The organism is Kosakonia sp. (assembly GCF_032052965.1).
Taxonomy (GTDB): Bacteria; Pseudomonadota; Gammaproteobacteria; order Enterobacterales; family Enterobacteriaceae; genus Kosakonia.
Genome location: NZ_DAMBVN010000004.1, coordinates 274548 through 293662 on the forward strand (window position 1 = coordinate 274548; position 19115 = coordinate 293662).

The following is a 19115-nucleotide window of genomic DNA, read 5'->3' on the forward strand; positions in this document are numbered from 1 at the left end:
CTATTTAATTGGTAAGAATTGTTCAGCTTGCCATGCCGCAATGCGACTTTCAGGATCCAGTATGTTTACTTTGGTAAATTTACGCGTGCGCCCTGGAAGTAAAAAATAGTTTTCATGGCATTGATCACCCTTCCCAATTTCCTGACAGGAACCGTAAGCAATTATGCGAAGAGTTGCATTGCCGGTATTTGAAACGCTGCCGTTGGTATAGTGGTAGTTATAGTGGGCCTTGCGCGGAGTGACGACCAGGATCGTGCTGATCCTCGCTGAAGCCGTTGCCATAGCGCTACGCACACTCTTATTCTGTTGTTCCATACTGAGAGCCTGGTCTGTCCAGATAATGCGATAGTATCGCTCTTGATTGTCTTCAGGTCCTTTATAATAAAAGCGGATTGTTTCAGAACTATGTGCGGGCAAAAGAGTACTGCCTGGTGTGTAGAGAATTTCATCTTTATTTTCCATAGGAATGATCTTCCCCTCAGCAAGGGGGGACGTGATTCTTTCTATGTCAATATTGATAAGGCGACCGGATGACGTCGTATTTTTGATTTCTTTACTTAACATGACGCTATCGCTGTAGATGAATGAAGATATATCTCCAACATCCAGCGCCCACGTGGGGAAATTAAAACTTACCAGCAGGCTCATCGCAGTAATGAATTTTTTCATAGAGATACCCGTATGGTTAAACAGGAGCAATGACATGCTCCTGTTTCGTCGCCACTATGTTCAACTGGTCCAGGTTGCATCGAACTGAACACTAACATCACCGCTCCAGACTCCTTCCGGAAGCTGGCTGAAGTCTGACATGGGCGCCGTTCCATTGGTCGTGCCACTTATGATGGAGAAGGTGAAGTTCTCCTGAGCAGAAGATTTGCCACTGGTTTTGTAGCCATTTGACAACGCGCTAAGATTTCCACCCATGATCCCGCCTGCCGTGTCAATTAATGTCGTATCAGTGCCTTTTGCTAAGGGGGTTCCCTGATAATTGACACCGACATCTAACGTCGATCCGGAGCCATCAAGCTGGGTTAAGGTGTTGGCGACCAGGCGTGAAGTCAGTTTGAATGCCGTTGCCGTGGTGTCCCCGTCAATAGAGACATCAAACAGTCCTTTTTGCGAGTTAAATGCGTTTAGCCCTGCCGCATATTGGAAAGATAAACTTCCCAGAGGCGTGACGGCCAATTTGCCTGACGTGTCTTTTTTGGCCGTAGCCTGCCAGCTTGCAACTGCCTGAGCGGTTATATCAGCTGCCTGTGCAGCCTGAATACCCAATGCAGAAAAAAGGATGAGTGCCGTTACATTATGTTTCATTGTCAATTACCCTCAGTGAGTTAAATATGTCTGCAGTAAAACGACTGCTTCTCTTTTGAGTAAACTATGCGAGCGCTACACGTTTAGTTGAATAGTTAACATTGCTCCTTATTTATTTAATGAGCCGGCATTTGTTTTGCACATATTCTTAATCATACGCTTATCGATTATGGTGAGGCTTATCAATATAAAGGTCCTCACATGACTGCTCGATGATAATAATTCTCTTTTTTGAGCTTTATAAAATCATGGAAATTTGAGTTAGAGAGAATAACATCACGAAAAGTCGCCAGTTAGTAAAAAAAGCTGTTCGAAAAATGATATTAGTAGTGTTAAAAGTTTTTATCATAAAATAATCTTATTTTTCAATGTGCTGCTGTGCAATTTTAGCGTTTCTTTAACATTTTGGCTTAACGCTTTACGGGGTTGTTTGGGGTATTTAAGTCAGTCGATAAAATATTAGGGAGCATTAATGTGATGATTTAAGATATAACTTGCATAAAATATCAAGTCTTGTATAAGCGTTTTGATTCGGCTTGCTATTAGGAAGTTAATGTTATGAAAAAATCTTTCTGAAAAATGTTTTATGTCAGCAGGTTGAATATAGTATCTACATGATCTTCCATGAACAGCTTTATTGATGTTCTTATAAGGGTATGCCATATTTTTCTTTACTATGTAGTAACAGTTATTAAGCCATGGAATAAAAAACTGAGTTGTATATTCCCTAAGCCAATACAAGAATTTTATGGAAATGAATTTTTCATGTGGATTAAGGATGAATTCATTTGATTTATTTGGGGCGGGCGTTATTTTTTGTAAAAATCACAAGGAGAGGGGGGCCAACTAAGTACTGATTATTTACAAGGCGCCTCGGGATAACTGCAGGAACAGAGTGGCTGACTACGCGCATTCGCGTAAACACGGAGGCATGAAATCTTTTTCAGCAGTGGATAGTCACACCGACAGAAAAATTATAAGGCATGCCTGTTCCAGGCTTGAGAACAATATGAAGAGATATCTCCTACGGGTTACATTTTTTATCGTGTTGGTAACGAGTCTGGACTCTGTTGCCGAACCTCAACTGGAACGGTTGGTTAAAGAACAGCGAAAAAACGACAACAGTAATCTTTTTGAGAACAAAATTGATAAAAAAGATGTGCTTTCTGGCTTACCTGACGACAGCGAGTTAACCTTTGAATTGCCTGAAGAAGCGTTATGTTACCCAATAGATAAAATGATTATTGAGGATCAGTTTATTCGCCTAACGAAGATCAGCAACACAGTAAAATTCTTCATGGGAAAGTGCCTCGGGGTAAAAGGGCTTGAAAAAATATCGCAAGTTTTACAAGATGCTCTGATTATGGCCGGCTATGTGACTTCACGTGTGCTGATACCCTCTCAGGACCTATCATCAAAGAGACTGATCATGCGTATTGTGCCGGGGCGAGTAGGCGATATTATTATTGAAAATGCAAACATATCGAAAAATTCCCTGCCTTTTTCAACAGGCGATATCCTCAATTTAAGGCATATTGAGCAGGGGCTGGAAAATATACAAAGAACACCCTATACACAGGTAAAGATTGATATTGTGCCAGGGGGGGATGAAAGCCAAAGCAATATTATCATTAAAATTGAGCGCGCAAAGACATGGAACGTCAGGCTTGTGTATAACAATTGGGGAGAAGGCTCCACGGGTAAAAATTTGTATAGCGGGGTTGGCTATCTCTATAATCTGGCCAGAGTCAGTGATATTTTTTATTTATCAGGCACGCGAAGTACAACCGGAGCATATGACAATGTGAGTGCATATTATAGCCTGCCGTTTGGTTTTTGGGCGTTCGACCTCTTCTACAATACCAGCCACTCACGGCAAAAAGTGAATGTTTCAGCATTTTCTTTTGATTATTTAGGCAAAAATGAGTATTTCAATTTCAAAACTTCAAGAACACTCTTCAGAGATAAAGATAAGAAACTTTCAACCAGTGTTGAGGCCATACGACGCAAAGCGAAGTATACCCTTGGTGATGTCAATCTCGCTTTGCAGGAGCGAAACATGGGGAATTTTCGGCTTGCGGTCAATTACAAGCAGTACTTCTATGATGCAACCCTGGATGTCGCACTTGGCTGGCAACGTTTTTGCCGATTATTTGGCGGAAAGAAAACACCCGATATGTTGTCAGGTTCGGTAAGTTCAAACAGCAATATTATTACCGTGAATCTTGACTATACAAAATGGTTAGAAATATTAAATCGTCCATTTTTTTATAATATGAATATTGGCGTACAATACTCTCCGGATACACTGACTTTACAGGATCAATTTTCTGTAGGTGGCCGATGGACGGTGCGTGGCTTTGAAAATAGCACCGGCGTTGATGGCAATTCAGGTAGTTATATAAGAAACACTCTCAACTTTATTACAGGCTATCACGATACCTTGCTTTACGTGGGCGCAGATTATGGGCAAGTATCAGGCACGTCTGATTTGTCTGTTTCTGGAATTAACACCAAACTTGCAGGCGCGGTTATAGGTGGAAAAGGAACCCTTGAATCGTTCGGATATGATATTTCTGTATCAGTGCCACTAATGAATAATGCCTCTTTTGAAAATGATCGCTTCACGGTAAGTGCAAATTTTTCCTATCAAATCTAATGGTGTATTTTGCGCGGCTATCGGGTAGATGAAGTGGTTTTTATAAAGACTACTTTTGACGGAAACTCTTTGTCTACATTAATCAAAATTCATTTGAATGAATGACGCCAGCGCTGCTGTCGGCATGCTCTTTGTAATAATATTGCGCAGGAATAAGCCAGTTTTCTCTCCGCCTGAAAGGATCAGGCGGAGCAGCTTTGATGATGAGTGTTCATTGGTGTGGTTTCAGTCTTTCCGGTTTTAAGACCTGCTGGTGAGAAAAACCGACATCATCGAAGAGGTTTTCACTGATCAATAGCAGGTCGTTTATTTTTTTTCCACCCAGCTTTTTACAGGCTCTGTTACGATAGGCATAGACTCGCTTTGGCGATAAATTCATAACGCTGGCTATAAAGCTAATGCTTTTTCCCTTTAACGATTCTTTCAGTATCGTATGCTCAATAGCATTCAGCGAACTTTCTGTTTGCTTGATGATTTTTTTCTTTTTCACCACCCGCTTGATAGCATTCTTGATTTCTACTAACGAAGCTTTAGCTTTGAGGACTTCATCCGCTTGATTAATGATAATGTTTCTGCTTACATCAAGGATGACTAATATTTTGCTTAATTTACTTATTAGTGCAATCTCTTTTGCATATGACTTATTTTGTGCTTCAATATGAAGTATGATAACGTCATCCAACGACAGGTTATCGAGGTCTAAACCTTCAAGTTCTACTGGGATAATATTCCATTCTTTAGGCAGGGTTAATGAGATAATGCCTTTTTTGAAATAAATGTTATTACTGATTATATATATATTCATTCGCCATCCGTTTCAGTATTATCTAAAGGATCCTCTATATTGTAATGCTGGCGGAAATCTGTCTGGCAATTAAATTGTCTTATATAAGGAAATAAACGCTTAAGAAAGAGCTAAGCTTAAGATTCAGCTTTATTAGGCATTTGACATCATCAGGTTAAACTCAAGGCTCTGCCAGAGTAGCTACAAATCTGTAACAATGATCATAAAGGTTTCATCCAGTATCTCGGTCTTATGAAAACTACTCACCTTGTTGATTAATCCCACCAGGTAAATCCTGATGTCATCCATGCAGGGCAAGTCATTAGCGGTATGGGTGCATTTTTCATGTTAACGATTATAGGTCTATAATATTTTCAGTGCTGTATAAACTGGCTCTTATCTGGATTCATATTCTGTATTTGCAGGTCTTTTATTTATTTAAAATGCATATGCGTTTGTTTTACGAGATATCGTTCTGAGCCATGGCGGATCGAGTGTTCAACTCATCTCTCTATTGCTCGTACGGATTATCTTATACCAACCGCCACAGAGGGCTGACGTCCTGACATCGGCCCTGATGAAGCGCTCTGCCGACTCTAGCGTAAGGAACTCACTGATGGAGACTTACTTCAAGAATATGAAAGATGAGTGGTTACAGCTGCTTGAGCAGACTGCTCCACGGATCCGTCTGATGGCCTCTGAACTTGCCCGTAGTCATGCGTATGACCTGAGCATGCAATTTTATAAAACGGTGCTGGCAGATACCCACGCTGAAGAGTTTCTGTCTAATGAACAGGTGGAGCGGCACCTGAAAAAGGCGCTGGAGGAGTGGATCATCGATGTTCTGTCCTGTAACACGGAGGATATCGATCGGCTTATTAAAGTTCAGCAGGATGTCGCAGAGGTCCATGCCCGTATTGGTATTCCTGTTGAACTGGTTGAAATGGGTTTTCGCGTCCTTAAGAAATCTATTTATCCGGTAATTCATGCCAGCCCTCAGAACGCTGAAGACAAACTGGAAGTTTACCATTACGTTATTAACAGTATCGATCTGGTGATGGAGATTATGTCCCGATCCTTCACCTTTACAGAACACAATGCAATAAAGGAAGATGAGAATTATCGTATCTTTTCTCTACTCGAGAATGCAGAAGAGGAAAAAGAACGCCAGGTCGCAGCGCTGTTAACGTGGGAAACTGAAATTGTTTACAAACTGACACTCGATAATGATCTTGGTAATAGCGTCCCGCTCAGTCAGTCTGATTTTGGGCTATGGTTTAATCATAAAGGTCGGCACTATTTTAGTGGCATTGCCGAAGTCGGTTATATTGCAAACTTAATACAGGAATTTGACGGCGTTTTTCGCTCAGCCAGGCAAGCATCGCGTTTCCTGAATAACAAAGCGCAGCGCGTAAAATTTATGATTCAGGTCAGGAATACCATCTCGCAAATCGTGACTTTGCTTCGTGATCTCTTTGAAGAAGTCTCCCGCCATGAGGTGGGCATTGACGTTCTTACCAAATTACTCAATCGGCGCTTTTTGCCGACCATTTTCAAGCGGGAAGTTTCGCTGGCTAATCGTACCGGTATCTCTTTAGCCGTTTTAATAATTGATGTTGATAAGTTTAAACAAATTAATGATACATGGGGGCATCACACTGGCGATGAAATTCTCAGTAAAGTGGCCTATGCGTTTTACGATAATGTGCGCAGCAGCGATTTTGTGTTCCGCTACGGTGGCGATGAATTCCTTATTATTCTGACCGAGGTGAAAGAGGTTGACGCATTGCGCATTGCCGAACGCATTCGCATGCGGGTTGAAAAAACCAATATCAAAGCACCTGATGGGCAAGCGATCCCGCTTTCGTTGTCGATTGGTGTTGCAATGTTTCAGGGGCACCCTGATTACGAACGCATGATCCAGCTGGCTGATGAGGCGCTCTACGTAGCAAAAAAACGCGGGCGTAACTGCGTTGAATTATGGAAAGCGCCTTCTGAATAATGTCTTTAAATGCGTTGCGTCCATAATCTGCCGAATATTGATTTCTCTTTTATATGTTCTGAGCCTCATCACTTTTTGCGCCAGTCCACACTCCGTGGCGCGTGTCACGGTGCGCTGTCATAAATGTGTCACACTCTTTTTCCGGGATACAAAAATAGAGAGGAAACAGGATGAAAAAGATCTTTTGGTTCAGTGCGCTCGCCGCGGCGATGGCAACACCTGCGGTGATGGCGCAAACCGTGCCACAAGGGTATCAGTTACAACAAGTGCTGATCATGAGCCGGCATAATTTGCGCGCGCCGCTGGCAAATAATGGCAGCGTGCTGGAACAATCTACTCCGAATAAATGGCCGGAATGGGATGTACCTGGCGGGCAACTCACCACGAAAGGTGGCGTGCTAGAAGTGTATATGGGGCACTACATGCGCGAGTGGCTGGCGGAGCAAAAGCTGGTCGCGAATGGCGAGTGCCCGGAGTCAAAAAGTGTCTACGCCTGGGCCAACAGCTTGCAACGTACTGTTGCGACAGCGCAATTCTTTATCAATGGCGCTTTCCCTGGCTGTGATGTGCCGGTTCATCATCAGGAAAAAATGGGTACTATGGATCCGACCTTCAACCCGGTGATCACTGATGAGTCTGCGGCGTTCAGTGAGCAGGCGGTAAACGCGATGGAAGCACAGCGCCAGCAATACGCCTTAGGCGAAAGCTATAAGCTGCTGGAGAAGATTGTTCATTACGCACAATCACCCGCCTGTAAAGAGAAGCATCAATGCTCGCTGGCGGAGGGCAAAGATACCTTCAGCGCCAAATACCAACAGGAACCCGGTGCCTCTGGGCCGCTCAAGGTGGGAAATTCCCTGGTGGATGCGTTTACCCTGCAATATTACGAAGGGATGCCGATGGATCAGGTTGCCTGGGGCGAAATTAAAAATGAGCAACAGTGGCAAACGTTATCGAAATTGAAAAACAGTTATCAGGACACGCTGTTTACCTCAGCGGACGTCGCGCGCAATGTAGCAAAACCGCTGGTGAAATATATCGACAAGACGCTGGTCGAAGAGGTCGGGAGCGCACCAAAAATCACCTTGCTGGTAGGCCATGATTCCAATATTGCTTCGCTACTGACGGCGCTGGATTTTACCCCTTATCAGCTTCACGACCAGCATGAGCGCACGCCGATTGGCGGGAAGATTGTCTTCCAGCGCTGGCATGATACCGCAGGCAAACGGGATCTGATGAAGATTGAATATGTCTATCAGAGCAGCGAACAACTGCGAAATACCCAGCCTCTTACCCTCAAATCACCGGCGCAACGGGTTACGCTGGCGCTGAAAGGATGCCCGGTAGATAACGCGGGATTTTGTCCGATCGAGAAGTTTAATGCAGTTATGCGCGACGCCGCGAAGTAAAGTAAGACTCCCCCGCGTCAGCGGGGGAGGGAAGCACTACACGTTTTGGCGCTCTATGGTTTGTTCACCCCAAAAAAGCGTGTCCTTGTCTGTCTTTTCAAAAGCACGAAGCAGGACTTCGTCGCTGCCTTCTTCCCAGATTTGCTCCGCCAGCACTTCGTCATACTCCGCCAGTTCAAAAATCGCTTCAGCAATTTCTGGCGATGTATTACGTAAACTGGCCCATTCACCTACGCGGTGCGCTTTCGCTTCTTGAGTTGGCATCGGTATCCTCCTGTAGAAGTTAGCCGTTCAATTTAACTGCCAGACCGGCAACATACTCACCCTGATAACGGGCAATCGCCAGCTCTTCGGCACTGGGCTGCCGCGAACCATCGCCTCCGGCAATGGTGGTCGCGCCGTATGGCGTACCGCCGCGCACTTGTGAAACATCGAACAGTTCCTGCGCAGCGTAGCCGATGGGAACAATCACCATCCCATGATGTGCAAGCGTAGTCCATGTTGAGGAGATTGTGTGCTCCTGGCCACCGCCGGTACCCGTGGAGCTAAATACGCTCGCCAGCTTGCCATACAAAGCACCAGAGGCCCACAGTCCGCCGGTCTGATCGAGAAAAGTACGCATCTGCCCGGACATGTTGCCAAAACGGGTTGGCGTACCAAAAATAATCGCGTCATAGTCCGCCAGTTCCTGCGGCGTTGCCACAGGCGCATTTTGGGTTTTTCCGCCCGATTTCTGGAACAATTCAGCGGGCATCGTTTCCGGCACGCGCTTAATCACGACGTCCGCGCCATCAACCTTCTGAGCTCCTTCGGCGATAGCATGCGCCATCGTTTCAATGTGTCCATACATGGAATAATAAAGCACCAACACTTTAGCCATTTCTGTCACTCCTCGGTTTGACGTTAGCAGTCCGCATAACGCTGCACTCATTTAAGCGTATGCCGGGGCGCAAAGAGTGCAAGTAAGAGCGCCATTTCTTTGATAAATGGCAGATAAACAGAATGCGCGCTGCCGTTGCAATTTGACACATTTTGGCTCGCGACTGTTTTTAAAGACATAAGAAGAACTTATCTGTTTCGCTTCGGTAAGCGTTGCCAGTCGGCACTTAACCTGTTGCAGAATATTACCGGTGACTGGCTGAAAGGCGTTCATCCACTAAGCTTAATCTCACGCGGCGCGGATAAAGGCTCTGCCTTAACGCCGTGAGGTGAAAGGATCCTCTTTTACTGAATGCAGTATGATGTCTGATATTTCACTTATCTGGAGGTGAGAGATGGCAAACCATCGTGGTGGTTCAGGTAATTTCGCTGAAGACCGTGAAAGAGCATCAGCAGCAGGTCGTAAAGGCGGTCAACAGAGCGGCGGGAACTTCAAGAATGATCCTCAGCGCGCTTCTGAAGCAGGTAAAAAAGGGGGCAAAAACAGCCATGGTAGCCGCAGTAGCAGCTAACGTTGGTGGCGAATAACGCTGAACCGTTGTCGCCAGCCTCACCGCCGGGGTAACCCGGCGGTTTTTTATTGCCTTGCGCAGATGGCCCACTCACCGCAAACTATGGCGTTTTCCCTGTGCTGGTTGTGCTATGTCTTTCTCTCGCTACGCCTTTTCCGTAAAACCACAAGAAGCTTTACTCATCCTGATCACCCTGTTCTGGGGCGGGACGTTTCTGGCTGTACAGTACGCCGTATCGCTAAGTGGCCCGTTTTTCTTTGTCGGGTTGCGCTTTGCCACGGCCGCGCTGGCGGTGGCTTTGCTGTCATTGAATGTGTTGCGTGGCATCACCTGGCTGGAAGTGAAAGCAGGGGTAGTGATCGGTGTTGCCATTGCATTGGGATACAGTCTGCAGACCTGGGGGCTGCAATTTATCCCGAGCAGTAAATCGGCGTTTATTACCGCGATGTATGTGCCGCTGGTGCCGCTACTGCAGTGGCTTTGCCTCGGGCGTTTGCCGGGATTAATGTCCTGTATGGGAATCGCGCTGGGGTTTACCGGCTTGCTGCTGCTGGCTGGGCCGGAAGATCATCTGCTGGCACTGGGTAAGGGAGAGATCATTACGCTTGCCAGCGCACTGGCGATTGCGGCCGAAATTATTTTGATCAGCGCCTGGGCCGGGAAGGTGAATGTCCGTCGGGTAACGGTGGTGCAACTGCTGACGGCTTCGTTGGTGGCATTTTTTGCGATGATCCCAACTGGGGAATTTGTGCCGCCGCTCTCCGGTGGCTTGCTATGGGTAGCGCTGGGGCTGGGGATTTTCAGCGCCATTATTCAGGTAGTGATGAACTGGGCGCAGCGCAGCGTGTCTCCCACGCGCGCAACGGTCATTTATACCGGCGAACCGGTATGGGCCGGGGTTTTTGGTCGCCTGGCGGGAGAGCGCTTGCCGCTGCTGGCGCTGCTGGGCGGCGCGTTGATTGTGCTGGGCGTGCTGGTTAGCGAACTAAAGCTGAAAAAGCACAACGCGTCGCTGCCCACACCGGATGCGGAAGAAAAACCGTAAACGCGTTTTGCTGGCATAAAACATGGCAGGAAACGTCTTTATCACTAAGTAAGAGCGCGTAAAAACAGGGCGCAGGATCGAGGTGTCCTGTGCCATTTGTTATGCTGCAGCCAACCAAAGGAGAGCATAAATGGCACAGGGTAAAGTGAAAGGTGCTGGTAAACGCAGCAGAGCAGTAAATGAGAAACGGCAGGCAATTCTGGCTGCCGCACTGGAGGTCTTTTCGCGGCTGGGCTTCCATGGTGCACGGCTGGAACAGGTGGCGGAGGGCGCAGGCGTCTCCAAAACCAATTTACTCTATTATTACCCGTCGAAAGAGGCGCTCTATATTGCCGTGCTGCGCCAGATCCTCGATATCTGGCTGGCCCCGCTGAAAGCGTTCCGCAGCGACTTCGCACCGCTGGTGGCCATCAAAGAGTATATTCGCCTGAAGCTGGAGGTTTCCCGCGATCATCCGCAGGCTTCAAAGTTGTTCTGTCAGGAGATGCTGCAGGGCGCGCCGCTATTGAAAGCCGAATTGACGGGTGATTTAAAAGCGCTGGTGGATGAGAAATCAGCCATCATTGCTGACTGGATAGCCCATGGCAAACTTGCCGCCGTCGATCCGCACCATCTCATTTTTATGATTTGGGCCTCCACCCAGCACTATGCGGATTTCGCCAGCCAGGTGGAAGCCGTTACCGGTGCGACCTTACAGGATGAAGCGTTCTTTTTACGCACCGTTGACAACGTACAGCGGATGATTATCGAAGGTATCCGCGTGCGTTAATGTGCAGGCGGCAATGGGCAGCTCATATCACCTTCTTCACATTGCAACAGCGAGGCCAGCCAGGCTTCACGCTCGTTGGTTTTATCTGCCAGGCACTGGTTTTGCACCATAGGTTGTGCGCTGCCACCATCGACCCCAGAGCTGACGAAAGCGCAATCACTGTCGCGCAGGGTGATCCAACTTTGCTGGGCCTTTTTCAGCAGTGTCGCCTGTGCCGGGGTCGCGCGTTTGAGCGCGGTTTGGTAAGTCTGGTTGAGTTTTTTATCTGCTGCCTGATACTGCCCGGCGGTACAGCTATTGAGTTCGGATTGCGTGGCGGCGTTATCACACTCGTCGGCAAATGCCACGCTGCTGAGCAACAGCGCCGTCAGCGCCAGCATGCTACGTTTCATCAATGTTCCCCTGTTAACAACGTCAGTACAGCCGTTTAATTAACATAGCACCTGTCCGATGTCACCTGAATGTCAGCGCAGCGCTGGTGCGTGACTAAGGGTAACGGCTTAAAACCTCCCTTAAACACGGGGTAATGCCATGCCGTAATGCGCGACGGTAAACGCTACCGGAAGGCCGGATTACCTTTCTCGTTTCAGTTCTCAAATCTGTAAATTAATTTTGTCGGCACTACGACCGTTCGGGCGGAAAGAGACGTGCTGTGATGTGTAAATGATAATGATTTGTTTCTATTATGTTATATATTGCATTTATTTTAACATTTACAAAGAAGTTCTTGATGAGAACATCTTTAATTTTAACTTAAATTTAACTAAAATTTTACTTTTAATTTACATTTTTGGGCGTTGATCACAATTCATAAAACGACGTTGTTTTAGCTCTTCCCTTCGTTGTTAACCTCCCTTCCGCGACTTTCCTCTGTCCTCAAGAAAGGTACAACTATGAAATTCAAACTCGCATTACTCAGCGCAGCCCTCATTTCTGCAAGCATGGTATCTGGCCAGGTTGTTGCCGCGGAAAAGTACGAAATCGCCGTGGTGGCGAAAGTGACCGGTATTCCATGGTTTAACCGTATGGAAACCGGCGTCAACGAGGCGGCGAAAAAACTGGATGTGAATGCTTACCAGACCGGGCCGTCGACGCCGGATCCGGCGCAGCAGGTAAAAGTGATTGAAGATCTGATCGCCAAAAATGTTAATGCCATTATCGTGGTGCCAAACGACGCGAAAGTCCTGGAGCCGGTGCTCAAGAAAGCGCGCGACAAAGGCATCGTCGTGCTGACGCATGAATCGCCGGATCAGCAAATTGGTCAGTGGGATATCGAAACCATCGACAGCGAAAAATATGCCCAGGCCAACGTCGATGAGCTGGCAAAAGATATGGGCGGGAAAGGCGGCTATGCCATTTACGTCGGTTCGCTGACGGTGCCACTGCACAATGCCTGGGCCGATTACGCTATTAAGTATCAAAAAGAGAAATACCCCGAGATGTTTGAAGTCACCTCGCGTCTGCCGGTAGCCGAAAGCATCGACAAATCCTATGCCACTACCCTCGATCTAATGAAAACCTATCCGCAAATGAAAGGGGTAATTGGTTTTGGATCGCTGGGACCGATTGGCGCGGGCCAGGCCGTGCAGAAGAAAAGGGCGAAAGACAAACTGGCGGTTGTGGGCATTGCCATGCCGGGCCAGGCTGCGCCGTATTTAATGCGTGGCGATATCAAAAAAGCACTGCTGTGGGATCCGCGTGATGCCGGCTTCGCGCTGGTGACCGTGGCTGATCAACTGCTGCAGGGTAAAGAAGTAACCTCCGATCTGACGATTGACGGGCTGGGCAAAGCCGATGTCGATATGGAGAAAAAAGTCATCCGCTTCAACAAAATCCTCGAAGTTACTAAAGATAACGCGCAATCACTCGGCTTCTGAATTTTTCAGGCCACATCAGGGAACCGGAGCCCGGCCGCAAGGCCGGCTCTTTTCGCAGTACGTTTAACTATCGCGTCCCCGAGGGCGCAGGCAGGGGTATTGTCGATGACAGACACCACCGCATTTATCACGCTTGAGAATATCAGTAAGCGATTCCCCGGCGTGCTGGCGTTGGATAACGTGGATCTGACGCTGAAAAAAGGCGAGGTGCACTGCCTTGCCGGGCAAAATGGCTGCGGTAAAAGCACCATCATCAAAGTCATCTCCGGGGTTTATCACCCGGAAAAGGGTGCCAGCATCGCGCTGGATGGCAAATTGTTCCACCATCTTACGCCGCAACTCTCCGCACATTACGGCATTCAGGTTATTTACCAGGATCTCTCGTTATTCCCCAATTTTAGCGTGGCGGAAAATATTGCTGTTCACCGTTATCTTCCGGGCGGCGATCTGTGGGTACTCAGAAGCGCGATGCGCGCACAGGCGCTGGCGGCAATGGCGCGAATTGGCGTGCGCCTTGATCCGGATAAAAAGGTGGAAAAACTCTCGATAGCCGATCGTCAGCTGGTGGCGATTTGCCGGGCCATTGCCGCCGATGCGCGGCTGGTGATCATGGATGAGCCGACCGCCTCACTGACGCGCCAGGAGGTTAACGGCCTGCTGCGGGTGGTGAACGAGCTGAAAGCGGCAGGCATTTGCGTGGTGTTTGTTAGCCACCGTCTGGATGAAGTGATGGAAGTGGCCGATCGCATCAGCGTCATGCGTGACGGCAAGCTGATTGGCACCTGGCCAGCGCAAGAGCTGGATAGTCATGAACTGGCTTATCTGATGACAGGTCAGCGTTTTCATTACAGTCCGCTACCGGAAAAACCGCCGGTGGATCAGCCGCCGCTGCTGGAATTGCGTCACCTCAGCCGTAAAGGCAAATACCGCAATATCAACCTGGCACTGCGTAGCGGCGAAATCGTGTCCATTGTCGGCCTTCTGGGCGCAGGTCGTACTGAACTGTGCATGAGCCTGTTTGGTATGGCCCGGCCACAGGATGGCGACATCCTGATTAATGGCAAAGCCGTCAGGTTACGCAATAACCACGATGCCATTCGCCATGGCATTGGCTATGTCTCGGAAGACAGGCTGACGCAGGGGCTAATAATGGATCAATCCATTTATGACAACACCATCGTGACCGTCTTCGACAAATTGCATACCCGCGCCGGGTTACTCGATCACCTCAAGGCGCAGCAACTGTTCACTGAACTGATTCGTGAACTGAACATAAAAGTGTCTGATCCCAGCCTGCCCGTCAAAACGCTTTCCGGGGGGAACGCGCAGCGTATTGCCATCGCCAAATGGGTGGCAACGCAGCCGCGGATTTTGATTCTCGACTCGCCGACCGTGGGGGTAGATATCGCCAATAAAGAGGGGATCTACCAAATTGCCCGTCATCTGGCGGAGCAGGGGATGGCGGTATTGATGATTTGCGATGAAATCCCCGAAGCGTATTACAACAGTCACCGTGTGCTGGTGATGCGTCAGGGCGAACTGGTGGCGGAGTTTAATCCCCTTCGCTGTACAGAACAGGAGATCGCGGAGGTGGTCAATGCGTAACGCAGCCCTTGCTCGCCTCGTGGGGCAACACGAATTCTGGCTTGGTCTGCTGGTGATTGCGCTGGCAATTGGACTGAGTATCGGAACTGACGAATTTCTAACGCTGGGGAATCTGACGGATGTGGCGACCAGCTACGCCATTCTCGGGATCCTCGCCTGCGGCTTATTTGTGGTGCTGATCTCTGGCGGTATTGATATCTCGTTTCCGGCAATGACGGCGATAGCCCAATACGCCATGGCCAGCTGGATCATTGCCCATGGCGGTAATTTTGCGGTGGCGTTGCTGCTGTCGGTGGCGGTGGGGCTGCTGCTCGGGCTGATAAATGGTTTTCTGGTGTACTGGTTACGCGTGCCCGCGATCATCATCACCATTGCCACGCTCAACGTCTATTACGGATTGCTGGTTTACGCCACCAAAGGCACCTGGTTGTATGGTTTCCCCGACTGGTTTATGAACGGCATCAACTGGTTCTCCTTCACCGCCGCAGACGGCTACGACTATGGCCTGACATTGCCGTTACTGTGCCTGGGCGCCACCCTCATTTTTACCGCCGTGCTGATGAATCACACCCGGCCTGGCCGCCAGATCTATGCCATGGGCGGTAACCGCGAAGCGGCTTCCCGTCTGGGGCTGAATCTGCTGAAACTGCATTTTTACGTCTATGGCTATATGGGCATCCTGGCGGGTGTGGCGGCGGTGGTGCAGGCGCAAATTACCCAGTCAGTGGCACCAAACTCATTACTCGGTTTTGAGTTGACCGTGCTGGCGGCGGTGGTCCTCGGCGGCACCAGTATGAGTGGTGGACGCGGTACCCTGACCGGTACGCTGCTGGGCGTTGTGCTGCTGGGGTTCCTTCAAAATGGCCTGACATTACTTGGCGTCTCTTCTTACTGGCACACGGTACTGAGCGGCGCGATCATTCTGGTGAGCATTAGCGCTACTGCCTGGAACGAAAAACGCAAACTGGCAAGGGAACTTTAAGATGAAATCCATCGTCCGATTTCTGCCCGGTGACGCCATCATCCGCTTGCAATGCGTGATTATTATCGTCGTGGCACTGGTCTTTTCTGCCCTGCTGGGCAGCCGATTTTTCAGCGTGGCTAACTTTCAGTCCATCGGCTCGCAACTGCCGATCCTTGGCATGCTGGCGCTGGGTATGGGCATGACCATGCTGACCGGCGGTATAAATCTGTCGATCATCGCCGGGGCGAATGCCTGCTCACTGGTGATGGCGGCAGTCATTGTAATGCACCCCGATAACCCGCTGTTCATGGTGCTGGGGTTGCTGGCAGGGCTGATGGTGGCTGTTGCCATTGGTGTTGTTAATGGCGCATTGGTGGCGTGGATTGGCGTGTCGCCGATCCTTGCGACGCTCGGCACCATGACGCTGATTTCCGGCCTGAATATTTTGCTCTCAAATGGCACGGTCATCTCTGGTTTCCCGGCTGCCATTCAGTTTCTGGGCAATGCTACGCTGCTCGGCATCCCGGTAGCGCTGGTGTTGTTTCTTGTGGTGGCGATACTGCTGTGGGTGCTGCTGGAACATACCACGCTGGGGCGCAGTCTCTACCTGGTGGGGTCTAACGAGCAGGCCACGCGCTACAGCGGCGTGAATACGGTGCGGATACAGATCTCGGTATATGTCATCTCCGCCATACTTGGCTGGGTTGCGGCCATCTTAATGATGGCGAAATTCAACTCGGCGAAAGCAGGCTACGGCGAATCCTATCTTCTGGTCACTATTCTGGCTTCGGTACTCGGCGGCATTAACCCCGACGGCGGCTTCGGGCGCGTGCTCGGTCTGGTGCTGGCGCTGGTGGTGCTACAGATGCTGGAAAGCGGCTTTAATTTGTTAGGCATCAGCAGTTATTTGACCATGGCGCTCTGGGGCGCGGTGCTGATCCTCTTTATCGCATTACAACATCGTAAAGCCTGATGTCAGGAGAAAAAGAATGGCGAGCTATTTCATTGGTGTAGATGTCGGGACTGGCAGCGCCCGCGCAGGGGTATTTAATCTGACCGGCCGTATGGTCAGCCAGGCAAGCAGGGCGATTGAGATCTATCGCCCGCAGGCGGATTTTGTTGAGCAGTCCTCCGACAACATCTGGCAGGCAGTCTGTAATGCCGTTCGCGATGCGGTAAACCAGGCGGACATTAACCCGATTCAGGTCAAAGGTCTGGGGTTTGATGCCACCTGTTCGCTGGTGGTGCTGGACAAAGAGGGAAAGCCTCTCACCATCAGTCCTTCCGGACGCAGTGAGCAGAATATTATTGTGTGGATGGATCACCGCGCGATTTCACAGGCTGAACGCATTAATGCGACCCATCATCGGGTACTGGATTACGTGGGCGGGATCATTTCGCCGGAGATGCAAACGCCAAAGCTGTTGTGGCTGAAACAGCATATGCCTAACACCTGGGCCAATGCCGGGTATTATTTTGATCTCCCGGATTTCCTGACCTGGCGGGCGACGGGCGATGATACGCGCTCGCTCTGTTCGACAGTCTGCAAGTGGACCTATATGGGGCACGAAGATAAGTGGGACACGAGCTATTTCCGCCAGATTGGACTCGAAGATCTGCTGGAGCATGATGCAGAGAAAATCGGCCGTTATGTGAAAACCATGGGCGAACCTTTAGGCCGTGGGCTGACACAACGCGCAGCAACAGAGATGGGGCTGATGCCTGGCACGGCTGTCAGTGTCTCGATCATTGACGCGCATGCCGGCACGCTCGGTACGCTGGGAGCGAGTGGGGTGTCGGGCGATGTGGCGGATTTTGATCGTCGCATTGCGCTGATCGGCGGCACCTCGACCGGGCACATGGCTATCTCGCCACAGGCGCGTTTTATTGGTGGCGTATGGGGGCCGTATTATTCGGCGGTGTTACCTGGCTACTGGCTCAACGAGGGAGGACAGTCGGCCACGGGCGCGTTAATTGATCACATTATTCAGTCACATCCATGCTACGAAACGCTGCTGGGCCAGGCCAAAGCGCAGGGGCAAACCATTTACGAAGTGCTGAATGCGCTGTTGCGTAAAATGGCCGGTGAGCCGGAAAACATCGCGTTCCTGACCCGTGATATCCATATCCTGCCGTACTTCCACGGGAACCGATCGCCGCGTGCTAACCCCACGTTAACCGGCGTGATCAGCGGGCTGAAGCTGTCGCGCACACCGGAAGATATGGCACTACATTACCTGGCGACCATCCAGGCGATTGCGCTTGGTACGCGCCACATTATTGAAACCATGAATCAGAGCGGTTACAGCATAGATACGGTGATGGCCAGCGGTGGCGGCACGAAGAACCCGATCTTTGTTCAGGAGCATGCCAACGCGACCGGTTGTGCCATGTTGTTACCCGAAGAGAGTGAAGCGATGCTGCTTGGCGGGGCGATGATGGGCACCGTGGCGGCCGGGGTGTTTGACAGCTTCCCGGAAGCGATGTCGGCCATGAGCCGCATTGGTAAAACGGTGACGCCACAAACCAACCGCATCAAGCAGTATTACGATCGTAAATACACCGTGTTCCATGAGATGTATCAGGATCATATGAAGTACCGCACCCTGATGCAGGAGGAGGCATGAGCACAGGCTGGCGTCAGGCATGCGATGCCTGGCAGATTTACAGTCAGGAGATGGCGGCGCTGAGCAGCCATCTCAATGAGACTCTGTGGAATGCATTGATGGCCGAATTGCGAGGTTGCCGGGGCAAAATTGCGGTCACGGGGGTAGGCACATCGGGCATTGCCGCCCGTAAGATTGCCCATATGCTGGCCTGCGTGGAACGCCCGGCGATCTGGCTCAACGCTACCGATGCAGCACATGGCGATTTAGGCTTTCTGGAACCGCACGATCTGATGATTATGCTGTCGCGCGGTGGCAATTCGGATGAGTTAACGCGCCTGTTGCCTGGGCTGGCCAAAAAGGGCGTTGGGATTATTAGCGTCACAGAAAATCCGGACTCCGCGATTGCACGTGCTGCACGGCTGGTCATTTCCACGGGCGTGAAGCGCGAGATCGATCCGCTCAATATGCTCGCGACCACCTCGATTGTGCTGACGCTGGCGATTTTCGATGCTGCGTGCAGCTGCCTGATGCGGGAAAGCGGCTATTCTAAAGAGACATTATTGTCGGTGCACCCCGGCGGTGATGTCGGGCTTACCCTGAGAAAAAAAGCGCCTTAAGGCGCTTTTT

At 49.7% G+C, this 19115-nt stretch carries 18 protein-coding genes; 12 read left to right on the top strand and 6 right to left on the bottom strand.

All coding sequences use genetic code 11. The features are described 5' to 3' along the window. Complete coding sequence (locus tag RTX30_RS08035; RefSeq protein WP_312688686.1) at window positions 1-669, bottom strand: hypothetical protein; 669 nt, start codon at window positions 667-669, stop codon at window positions 1-3. Between the two features lie 60 nt (window positions 670-729). Next, the gene (locus RTX30_RS08040; protein ID WP_312688688.1) at window positions 730-1314 is read right to left on the bottom strand and encodes a common pilus major fimbrillin subunit EcpA; all 585 of its coding nucleotides are present in this window, start codon (window positions 1312-1314) and stop codon (window positions 730-732) included. Between the two features lie 895 nt (window positions 1315-2209). On the opposite strand from RTX30_RS08040, the gene RTX30_RS08045 reads away from it, so the two are divergent. Then, window positions 2210-3973, top strand: a complete 1764-nt coding sequence (locus tag RTX30_RS08045) for a ShlB/FhaC/HecB family hemolysin secretion/activation protein (RefSeq protein ID WP_312688690.1) — start codon at window positions 2210-2212, stop codon at window positions 3971-3973. A gap of 211 nt (window positions 3974-4184) precedes the next feature. Here RTX30_RS08045 and RTX30_RS08050 read toward each other — a convergent pair whose 3' ends face one another. After that, the gene (locus RTX30_RS08050) at window positions 4185-4778 is read right to left on the bottom strand and encodes a LuxR C-terminal-related transcriptional regulator (RefSeq protein WP_312688692.1); all 594 of its coding nucleotides are present in this window, start codon (window positions 4776-4778) and stop codon (window positions 4185-4187) included. A gap of 595 nt (window positions 4779-5373) precedes the next feature. Between RTX30_RS08050 and RTX30_RS08055 the strand changes: the two genes are divergently transcribed. Further along, window positions 5374-6759, top strand: coding sequence for a diguanylate cyclase (locus RTX30_RS08055; RefSeq protein ID WP_312688693.1), 1386 nt, complete (start codon window positions 5374-5376; stop codon window positions 6757-6759). A 170-nt stretch (window positions 6760-6929) separates the two neighbouring features. Then, entirely contained in the window at window positions 6930-8168 is a 1239-nt protein-coding gene (agp, locus tag RTX30_RS08060; protein ID WP_312688694.1) for a bifunctional glucose-1-phosphatase/inositol phosphatase, read from the top strand. A gap of 36 nt (window positions 8169-8204) precedes the next feature. Here agp and RTX30_RS08065 read toward each other — a convergent pair whose 3' ends face one another. Continuing rightward, window positions 8205-8432, bottom strand: a complete 228-nt coding sequence (locus RTX30_RS08065; RefSeq protein WP_312688696.1) for a YccJ family protein — start codon at window positions 8430-8432, stop codon at window positions 8205-8207. 19 nt (window positions 8433-8451) lie between these two features. After that, window positions 8452-9048, bottom strand: a complete 597-nt coding sequence (wrbA, locus tag RTX30_RS08070) for an NAD(P)H:quinone oxidoreductase (protein ID WP_312688698.1) — start codon at window positions 9046-9048, stop codon at window positions 8452-8454. Between the two features lie 394 nt (window positions 9049-9442). Between wrbA and RTX30_RS08075 the strand changes: the two genes are divergently transcribed. From RTX30_RS08075 to rutR, 3 genes are all read left to right on the top strand, one after another. Next, complete coding sequence (locus RTX30_RS08075; protein ID WP_071889987.1) at window positions 9443-9619, top strand: general stress protein; 177 nt, start codon at window positions 9443-9445, stop codon at window positions 9617-9619. Between the two features lie 130 nt (window positions 9620-9749). After that, entirely contained in the window at window positions 9750-10664 is a 915-nt protein-coding gene (locus RTX30_RS08080) for a DMT family transporter (protein WP_312688703.1), read from the top strand. Window positions 10665-10794: 130 nt separating this feature from the next. Beyond that, the gene (rutR, locus tag RTX30_RS08085; protein WP_312688705.1) at window positions 10795-11433 is read left to right on the top strand and encodes an HTH-type transcriptional regulator RutR; all 639 of its coding nucleotides are present in this window, start codon (window positions 10795-10797) and stop codon (window positions 11431-11433) included. Here the strand turns inward: rutR and RTX30_RS08090 are convergent. Continuing rightward, entirely contained in the window at window positions 11430-11825 is a 396-nt protein-coding gene (locus RTX30_RS08090; protein WP_312688707.1) for a lysozyme inhibitor LprI family protein, read from the bottom strand. The two genes, rutR and RTX30_RS08090, sit on opposite strands and share 4 nt — an antisense overlap. Before the next feature lie 501 nt (window positions 11826-12326). On the opposite strand from RTX30_RS08090, the gene RTX30_RS08095 reads away from it, so the two are divergent. The 6 genes from RTX30_RS08095 (at window position 12327) to RTX30_RS08120 (ending at window position 19105) form a co-directional block, all read left to right on the top strand. Beyond that, window positions 12327-13310 (top strand): autoinducer 2 ABC transporter substrate-binding protein, encoded by a 984-nt coding sequence (locus tag RTX30_RS08095; protein ID WP_312688709.1) that lies wholly within the window; start codon window positions 12327-12329, stop codon window positions 13308-13310. A 105-nt stretch (window positions 13311-13415) separates the two neighbouring features. Then, window positions 13416-14915 carry a sugar ABC transporter ATP-binding protein gene (locus RTX30_RS08100; protein ID WP_312688711.1) on the top strand — a complete coding sequence of 500 codons (1500 nt, stop codon included), beginning with the start codon at window positions 13416-13418 and terminating at the stop codon, window positions 14913-14915. Beyond that, window positions 14908-15897 (top strand): ABC transporter permease, encoded by a 990-nt coding sequence (locus RTX30_RS08105; protein WP_312688712.1) that lies wholly within the window; start codon window positions 14908-14910, stop codon window positions 15895-15897. Before RTX30_RS08100 ends, RTX30_RS08105 begins: the two co-directional genes overlap by 8 nt. A 1-nt stretch (window position 15898) precedes the next feature. Continuing rightward, the gene (locus tag RTX30_RS08110; RefSeq protein WP_312688713.1) at window positions 15899-16852 is read left to right on the top strand and encodes an ABC transporter permease; all 954 of its coding nucleotides are present in this window, start codon (window positions 15899-15901) and stop codon (window positions 16850-16852) included. 16 nt (window positions 16853-16868) lie between these two features. Next, on the top strand, window positions 16869-18506 hold the full coding sequence (locus RTX30_RS08115) for an FGGY-family carbohydrate kinase (protein WP_312688715.1): 1638 nt from the start codon (window positions 16869-16871) through the stop codon (window positions 18504-18506). Next, window positions 18503-19105, top strand: a complete 603-nt coding sequence (locus tag RTX30_RS08120; RefSeq protein WP_312688717.1) for an SIS domain-containing protein — start codon at window positions 18503-18505, stop codon at window positions 19103-19105. The genes RTX30_RS08115 and RTX30_RS08120 overlap by 4 nt, the downstream gene beginning before the upstream one ends. The last annotated feature ends 10 nt before the right edge of the window (window positions 19106-19115 follow it).